Here is a 7,399-nt window from a genome sequence, read left to right as displayed (position 1 = left end):
GCCATCGGCACCGCCCACACCTCCGGCCTGACCCTCCCCGGCGGACCCGCCGAAGCCGACGAACTCCCCCACCACGCCGCCCGCCGCCACACCGACACCCAGACCGGCCTCGTCCTGCCGCTGCGCACCATCCTCGCCACCGACCACACCCCCACCCAACTCCTCCCCGAAGCCCTCCACTTCGTCCACTGGGGCGGACGCCTCACCCCCACCCAGGAAACCACCGTCGCCCGCCACCGACCGCCCCACACCGTCACCGCCGTCCACTGGCTCCACCCCACCCAACTCGCCGACGCCATGCACCCCGACCACCACCACCGCACCACCCACGCCCTCGACGCCCTCACCCGCGGCACCCACCTCCCCTTCCTCCTCCGCGGCACCCCCGCCGAATAGCCCCCGGACACCGATGTCCCGTTGGCAGCGGATCACTTCGATCCGCTGCCGGCCGTCCCGTCCGACCTCCTATGAGGAGTGGAAGCAGGCGAGGGAGGTCGACCTCTACCGGCTGCTCGCGGGCCTCGGAGCCTCGCCCGTGCCGCGAGTACTGCACCATTCGCTGACCGGTGCACGGGGAGGTCGGGCCGTCGCGATCCTGGGCCTGCTTGAGGGACGACCCCCTCGGTGGGCGCAGCCCTCGCGACCGTCCACCAGGTCGGCCGGGAACCCTCCGGATACCTGACCGACCGCATCCTCGACCCTGGCCCCGGAATCCAAGACCTCGGGCGGCGACGACCGCCGAATGGAGGGCAGATTCGCCCCCGCGAGGGCAGAGGTCAGCCGGAGGATCCGAACTGCTCGGATTGGATAGGCTGAGCCGGTGAACAGCCCGCCTGCAAGGGTGACCGAAATACCCGAATCTCTGGAAGTTGCAAAATCCCGCCTCTTTGCCGGATAGACCCGCAGCTCACCGACTCTGCTCCCCGCGCATGCGGGGTTGGTCCCATCGGCCCGTCGACCAGCCGGACGTTGGTGCGCTGCTCCCCGCGCATGCGGGGTTGGTCCCTGTGCAGTTCAGATGAGGTGTTGGCGGCTGTTCTGCTCCCCGCGCATGCGGGGCTGGTCCCTCGACGCGCTGCTCGGCCTCGGACTGGGTGATCTGCTCCCCGCGCATGCGGGGTTGGTCCCGAAGGCGTGAAATCGTCTCGGTATGGGAGAGACTGCTCCCCGCGCCTGCGGGATTGGTCCCCCGGGGCAGATCGATGTCATGGAGAGACGCGGTCCGTCCTGCGCCCGTACAGGGTGGTCACCGGGCTGAAAAGCCTGCCTGGACCGGTGACCACCGACGGCCAGCGGGCCACGATGATGCTCGCACCCTGCTGCCAGCAGCCGTTCCCTCACCCGTTCGAGCCGGCAGGAATTGCGACCGGGCGGCCGAAATGAATTTCGGCCGCCCAGCACGGGCCGGTCAGTAAATCCGGCGCCACTGGCTGAAATCGCCCTGATTGGAGTCCAACCAGGTGTAGTAGCCCCCTGTGGTGAGATAGCCACCCAAAGTGGACGAGAGGGCGGAAGGGTTCGTCCCGTACCACCAGCGCGAGCTGCTCGAGCTGCAGGTCGCGGTGCCGGGCTGGCCGTTCCGGTTGACCAGGCAGACGTTCTCGTTGTTTATCTCCACCAGCTTGTCCTGGTAGTTGGCCCACCACTGCGACGAGTCGTAGCGGTTTCAGTCCTGGACCAGCACCTCGGCGAAGCCGGTGCCCGCATTGGTGGCAGTCAAACACTTCCCTGTCGCCACGTTCTGCAGCATTACCGACGTGGTCAACGACATGCTGTCGCCCGGGACGGCCGCCGCAGAAGCCAGGGAAACGGAAGCGGTGCCGACCGCACCGATCGCCAGGGCGAGTGCGGACATGATCTTTGCTGAACGGAGGAGCACGGAATACCCCATTCCGATAGACGATGATCCTTTCGGAAGAGACTGCTTCTCCCTCGAGGCACAACAGGCCAATTGGAGAGCGCTCTCAAGGGCACTAAGTTGAGCCAAATTTGAGGATTTCGAAAATAACTCCAGTGGCCGCCAAATCGGTACACTTTTACCGTTCGGACCGATGGCAGCATAAAATGCGCGTGCAGATAGCATGTCATGCAGCAGCGCTTCATCGAGATTTCTGCCAGGTCCGACGGGGCCCCATGTCGGTCGCGGCTTCGATGTCACCGCGATGGTCACCCCGGGTCGCTGCATGCAGCTTGAACCTCGGCGAACATCATTCATCCGTGGTTCCAGGCGACTCCCGAACAACCGACGTCATAACGCCTGGACCGGCCCCGCCCGGGCGGCCGCGCTGTCGTCAGCGGGCGAACTTCTCGATGGCCACCGGCGTGACAGGGGTGAAGAAGTTGACGAGGTTGCCGTCGGGGTCACGGAGCAGGAGCGAGCGGTTGCCCCAGGGCATCGTGGTGGGCTCGGTCACGAAGTCGGCGACGAAATCGGTCAGGTTCCGGTACACGCCATCCACGTCGGCGACGAGGAATTCGATGATCACAGTGTTGTTGTCGGCCGGACGGGCGGAGCCGGGTGCGAACAGTGCCACGGTGCGGGTGCTGCCGATCGCGAGGGTCGCGCCGGCGGTCCGCAGTTCGGCGAAGTCCTCGGTGGACCAGTCCGCCCGCACTCCGGTGGCTCGCTCGTAGAAGTCGACGAGGCGCGCGATGTCGCCGGTGATGATCCGTGTCGAAACGAAGTCCATGGTGCTCTCCTCGGCTTGGTGAAGCGGTTGAACCTCGGACGCTAGAGCAGATAGTGGACACAATCGGTCCAGTATCAGCGCTAGGCTCGTGGACATGGCTCGACCTACCAGCCGCGTGCTCACCCTCCTGGAACTCCTGCAGTCGGGCGGCATCAGAACGATGGCCGAACTCGCCGACCGGCTCGGCGTCGACGGGCGCACCGTGCGGCGGTACGTGGACCACCTGGTCGACCTCGACATCCCCGTTGAGGCGGTCCGTGGCCGCTACGGCGGGTACCGGCTCGCCGCCGGATACCGCCTGCCTCCGCTCATGCTCAACGACGACGAGGCGCTCGCCGTGCTGCTCGGTCTCGTCGCGGGCCGCAGGGCGGGCTTGCTGACGGCGACCGAAACGGCAAGCGAGACGGCAGCGGCCAAGATCCGCCGGGCACTGCCCGAGCGTCTGGCCTGCCGGCTCGACGCCGTCATGGAATCCCTCGCCTTCACGGCTCCGCCCGGCGAGTTGGCCACCCCGGAGACAGGGGTCCTGCTCGCCGTCGCCGATGCGGTACGCCATCGCCGCCCGATCTCGATCAGGTACACCGCCCGAGACGGCCGACGAAGCGAACGCACGCTGCACCCGTACGGGATCGTCACTCATTCGGGCCGGTGGTACGTCACAGGCGCCGATCCCGGGATCGGCCAGGACCGGACTTTCCGGCTCGATCGCATCGCGGACGCGAGGACGCTGCCAGGCTCGTTCGAGCCCCCCGCCGGAATCGATCCGGCACAGCGCGTCCTGTCAGGGCTCGCCAAGGCCGCGTACCAGCACGAAGTGACCCTGCGGATCCATGGGACGGTCGACCAGATCCGCACCCGACTGCCCGCCAGCATCGCGAGCGTGGAGGGGCCCGCACCCGCGGAAGGGCCAGATCCGCACACCGAGCGTTGGCTCCGCGTCGAGTTGAGAGCAGAGCGGCTCGACTGGTTGCCTCCGGTCCTCGCCTCGCTCGACCGGCCGTTCGTCATCGAGCGACCGGACGAACTCCGAGACCTCGTCCTCGCGCTCGCCGACCGGCTCACCACCTCTGCCCGCCAAGTCTGACGTCGCCGTCAACTGCGAGAATCCCCCGCTGCGGATTCCCAAGCCACTTGGCCTCCGGTCCGCACACGTCGCCAACGGGACATCAGGGATGGACCAGATCAACTGAGACACCACCCGGCATCCAGGCCTCCGGGACCAGATCGCTTGAGACTTTCGGCGGTCCGGCGTCTCGATTGATCTGGTCGCCGCAGGTCACCGCCCTGGAACCGGACCAGAGCATTTGAAACGGGACACTCATCGGGAAGGAGGGACCCGCCACCTCGCCCCGGCCATGCGCGGCACTGGACGCCACCTGCGCCGCCTCACCCTCACCGGCATCGAGTCCGAGCGCGTCCCGCCGGCCCACGGGAGCGCTCTCCACGGCTTCCCGGGGCACGCTGGAGAGCGCCAACCCGGCGACACCACATACCAGGGCGAAACGCCCGATGAACACCACCGGAGCAACGACCGCCACACTGTTCGACAAGATCAAGCTCCGCACCAGCGGCCTGGTCTTCTGCGGAGATGAGGTCGCGCTGCCGCACCGGGAGCGCCCGAGCTCTATGCACTACACCGCCGTCGGCGGCAACGTGCTGCCCGACGAGGCGCTCCCCGACGCCCTCACCTGGGTACTGAGGAAGAAACCGCTCTGCATCTCGGGTTCATTCCGACGGACCGCAAGGCCCTCCCTATCGGTCGGGTGCGATCCCGCGTCCGCTTCGCCGGATATTGACACTCCGCCAATGTCCCGCGCGAGTGCCTTCCGGTCATGGCTTCCCCGCACAAGCCACGCTGTGGTCGGGGCAGCCGCCTCCGTCGCGCCCGTGGGCGAAGCTACGAGACCAGGTGCGTTCGCGAGCGCGGGTAAGACCGGTCGGGATGGATAGGGTGGCCCTGATGCGCAGCCTGTCGGCAAAGGTGACCGAAATGCCCGAATCTCTGAAAGTTGCAAAATACCGCCTCCTTGCCGGATAGACCCGCAGCTCATCAACTCTGCTCCCCGCGCACGCGGGGTTGGTCCCTACCTCCCGACGCCAAGGCCCCCAACGCCCTCCTGCTCCCCGCGCACGCGGGGTTGGTCCCTGCCTGGTCTCCGCACCTCCCCTGTACTGGGCTGCTCCCGCGCACGCGGGGTTGGTCCCTTGCCCAGCAGGTCGGCTTCCGGGAGCCCCCGCTGCTCCCCGCGCACGCGGGGTTGATCCCTCCTGGAACGCCGCGAGGACCGGCAGCCGAGCCCTGCTCCCCGCGCACGCGGGGTTGGTCCCAACTTCGCGGAGGACGAGGAGTACCGGCAGCTCCTGCTCCCCGCGCACGCGGGGTTGGTCCCCGGATCGTGGCGCGCGTGGAGGCCGCCGAGGGCTGCTCCCCGCGCATGCGGGGTTGGTCCCACCTCGACCTCGCCGTCGCCGACATCGTCACCTTGCTCCCCGCCCATGCGGGGTTGGGCCCTACTGGCAGCAGCGGTCGAGGCCGAGGCCGTGACCGTCGTCGATACGCTCGGCGGCGACTACTACGCCCAGCAGCACCTTCCCGGTGCCGTGGCGCTGGTCGCGGCGGAGATCGACACCAGGGCGGCGACCGTGCTTCCCGACCGTGACGCCGCGATCGTCACCTACTGCTCCAACCCGGCCTGCCCGAACAGCGGGCAGGTCGCCGACCGGCTCGCCGCGCTGGGCTACACCGACGTCCGCAAGTACCGCGAGGGCATCCAGGACTGGGTCGGGGCCGGTCTGCCCACCGAGGCCGCCTGACCTCGGACGGAGGGGCCGGCGGGGGGGCGGACAAGCAGGTGGACGGGCGGGGGTCGCGCGTGCGGCCCCCGCCAGTCCGCCGCCGGACGACGAGTGGCCATATCCGGCACACCCAATGCTCACCAACCGACAGACCTTCAAACAACAGGACAACAGCTCGACTCGGCTGGGAAATGGAGAGCAAGTCTCGAAAACTGGTGTAGAATCATAGGTGCAAGGGGAGCCTTGGGGCTGATGCCAAAGCCATCGGCAGGCCACCCGCCGGCAGGGGGAACAACCGTCATGACCTACCATCTCGAAACCGCTCGCGCGATCATCGACGAGCGGATGCGGGAGGCCGAGCAGCACCGCCTCGCCCGCGCCGTGTACGCCAAGAACCGCGCCGAGACCAAGACCCGCCGGGCACGCCTGCTCCTCGCCCGGCTCGGCGCTTGAGCACCACCGCGGCATGTTGCCGCCCACAGCGTTCCGGCCGGACGAACAGTCGTCCGGCCGGTCGCTGACCCGGGAACACCCCGTCGGAAGCGCGACACCGCGCCCGACCGTTCCCACCCAGCTCCGGGCGTCGACCGAGTCCGCCCGGGAAGCTTCCGCACACCCGCGTCGGCGGGCGGTGCGGCGAATTACGAGGACCACCGCCTCACGCGGCCCGCGCCGGAGCGGCTACTGACCGCTACTGGCCGACCCGTCCGTCCACGCACTCGCGCAGGAGATCGGCGTGGCCGCAGTGGCGGGCGTACTCGTCCACCATGTGCAGCATGACCTCGCGGATCGCCAGCCCCTCCCGGCCCACGCGCGCACCGAGGTCCGCGTAGTGGACGGCCAACGCGGCGTCCAGGGAAGCCTGTTCGCGCTCCAGGTCGGCGAACGCGGCGTCCACCACGGCCTGGTCGGCCACGGCGCCGTCGAAGTCCGCGTCCCGCGCGCCGTAGAGCTTGGGCAGCCGCTCGCCGTCGGTGATCCAGTTGTGCCAGTCCCGCTCGACCTCGGCGAGGTGGCGGACCAGGCCGAGCAGCGACATCGTCGACGGCGGCACCGAACGACGGGCGAGCTGCTCGGCGTCCAGGCCGTCGCACTTGAGGCGCAGGGTGAGCCGGTAGTTGGTGATGGCCTCCCGCAGGGTCGGCAACTCCCCGTCCGCCGCGGGCCCTTCGTTGTCACGGGGGTCGTCGTCGGGGTTCAGCCACATGTCGGGATAGACGGTCGCCTGGGTCCATCGCTCGGGTTGATCATTCATGCGGGCCATGCTCGCCCGTGAACGCCCGTGCCGCCACCTCATTTTCCCCGACGAGCCGCGCGGTCGACCGACAGGCTAGGGGACGAGCACGACCTTGCCGAGGTTGCGGCGCTGCTCGATGACGGCGTGGGCCCGGGCGGCGTCGCGGAGCGGGATCTCCTCGTGCACGGCGGGGCGCAGGGTGCCCGCCTCGCGCAGTTGCCAGAGCTCGCGCAGCCAGCGGTGGTAGAGCTCGGGCCTGCCGACGGCGACGGCCCGCATCTGGAAGCCGATCAACGAGGCCCCGCGGAGCAGGAGTTCGTAAGCCTCCACCGTGCCACCGCCGGAGCTGAAGGCCACCAGCCGGCCGCCCGTCGCCAGGGCCCGGACGGCAGGGCCGAGCAGGTCGCCGCCGACGCCGTCGAGAATCACGTCGTACGGGGCGCCCCAGTCGGCGTCCCCGTAGAGCACGACCTCGTCGGCGCCCAGTCCGCGGACGAAGTCGGCCTTGTCGGCGCTGCTGACGGCGGCGACGACGTGCGCCGCCCCGCCGGCCCTGGCGTACTGGAGGGCGAGCGTGCCCACGGCACTGGCCGCCGCCGTGACCAGCACCGATTCCCCCGGCTCCGGACGGGCGGCCTCGTAGGCGCCGCGCGCGACCAGCCCGCTGCGGACCAGC

General features: G+C 69.2%; 10 protein-coding genes and 1 CRISPR repeat array. Of the genes, 4 read left to right on the top strand and 6 right to left on the bottom strand.

The genetic code is table 11. The features are described from left to right. A partial coding sequence (locus tag SM793_RS36015; protein WP_320443356.1) for an NUDIX domain-containing protein occupies positions 1–396 on the top strand: 396 nt, incomplete at its 5' end. Between the two features lie 520 nt (positions 397–916). After that, a CRISPR array of direct repeats spans positions 917–1,189; the repeat unit is 29 nt; unit sequence CTGCTCCCCGCGCATGCGGGGTTGGTCCC. 219 nt (positions 1,190–1,408) lie between these two features. Here the strand turns inward: SM793_RS36015 and SM793_RS36010 are convergent. From SM793_RS36010 to SM793_RS36000, 3 genes are all read right to left on the bottom strand, one after another. Next, positions 1,409–1,618 (bottom strand): hypothetical protein, encoded by a 210-nt coding sequence (locus SM793_RS36010; protein WP_320443355.1) that lies wholly within the window; start codon positions 1,616–1,618, stop codon positions 1,409–1,411. A gap of 48 nt (positions 1,619–1,666) precedes the next feature. After that, the gene (locus tag SM793_RS36005) at positions 1,667–1,891 is read right to left on the bottom strand and encodes a hypothetical protein (RefSeq protein ID WP_320443354.1); all 225 of its coding nucleotides are present in this window, start codon (positions 1,889–1,891) and stop codon (positions 1,667–1,669) included. 400 nt (positions 1,892–2,291) lie between these two features. After that, positions 2,292–2,690 (bottom strand): VOC family protein, encoded by a 399-nt coding sequence (locus SM793_RS36000; RefSeq protein WP_320443353.1) that lies wholly within the window; start codon positions 2,688–2,690, stop codon positions 2,292–2,294. A 94-nt stretch (positions 2,691–2,784) separates the two neighbouring features. On the opposite strand from SM793_RS36000, the gene SM793_RS35995 reads away from it, so the two are divergent. Then, on the top strand, positions 2,785–3,774 hold the full coding sequence (locus SM793_RS35995; protein WP_320443352.1) for a YafY family protein: 990 nt from the start codon (positions 2,785–2,787) through the stop codon (positions 3,772–3,774). A gap of 82 nt (positions 3,775–3,856) precedes the next feature. Here SM793_RS35995 and SM793_RS35990 read toward each other — a convergent pair whose 3' ends face one another. Continuing rightward, complete coding sequence (locus SM793_RS35990; protein ID WP_320443351.1) at positions 3,857–4,240, bottom strand: hypothetical protein; 384 nt, start codon at positions 4,238–4,240, stop codon at positions 3,857–3,859. Positions 4,241–5,186: 946 nt separating this feature from the next. Here SM793_RS35990 and SM793_RS35985 point away from each other — a divergent pair. Continuing rightward, the gene (locus SM793_RS35985) at positions 5,187–5,504 is read left to right on the top strand and encodes a rhodanese-like domain-containing protein (protein WP_320443350.1); all 318 of its coding nucleotides are present in this window, start codon (positions 5,187–5,189) and stop codon (positions 5,502–5,504) included. 282 nt (positions 5,505–5,786) lie between these two features. Beyond that, positions 5,787–5,939 (top strand): hypothetical protein, encoded by a 153-nt coding sequence (locus tag SM793_RS35980; protein ID WP_320443349.1) that lies wholly within the window; start codon positions 5,787–5,789, stop codon positions 5,937–5,939. Positions 5,940–6,177: 238 nt separating this feature from the next. Here SM793_RS35980 and SM793_RS35975 read toward each other — a convergent pair whose 3' ends face one another. Together SM793_RS35975 and SM793_RS35970 are read right to left on the bottom strand one after the other, a co-directional pair. Beyond that, positions 6,178–6,750, bottom strand: coding sequence for a DinB family protein (locus SM793_RS35975; RefSeq protein ID WP_320443348.1), 573 nt, complete (start codon positions 6,748–6,750; stop codon positions 6,178–6,180). Between the two features lie 66 nt (positions 6,751–6,816). Next, positions 6,817–7,399 (bottom strand): quinone oxidoreductase family protein (locus SM793_RS35970; protein WP_320443347.1); only part of this gene is annotated, 583 nt, incomplete at its 5' end.

It is taken from the genome of Kitasatospora purpeofusca, from assembly GCF_034043715.1.
In the GTDB taxonomy this organism is placed as follows: Bacteria; Actinomycetota; Actinomycetes; order Streptomycetales; family Streptomycetaceae; genus Kitasatospora; species Kitasatospora purpeofusca_A.
This window is presented reverse-complemented; position numbering and strand designations above follow the sequence as displayed.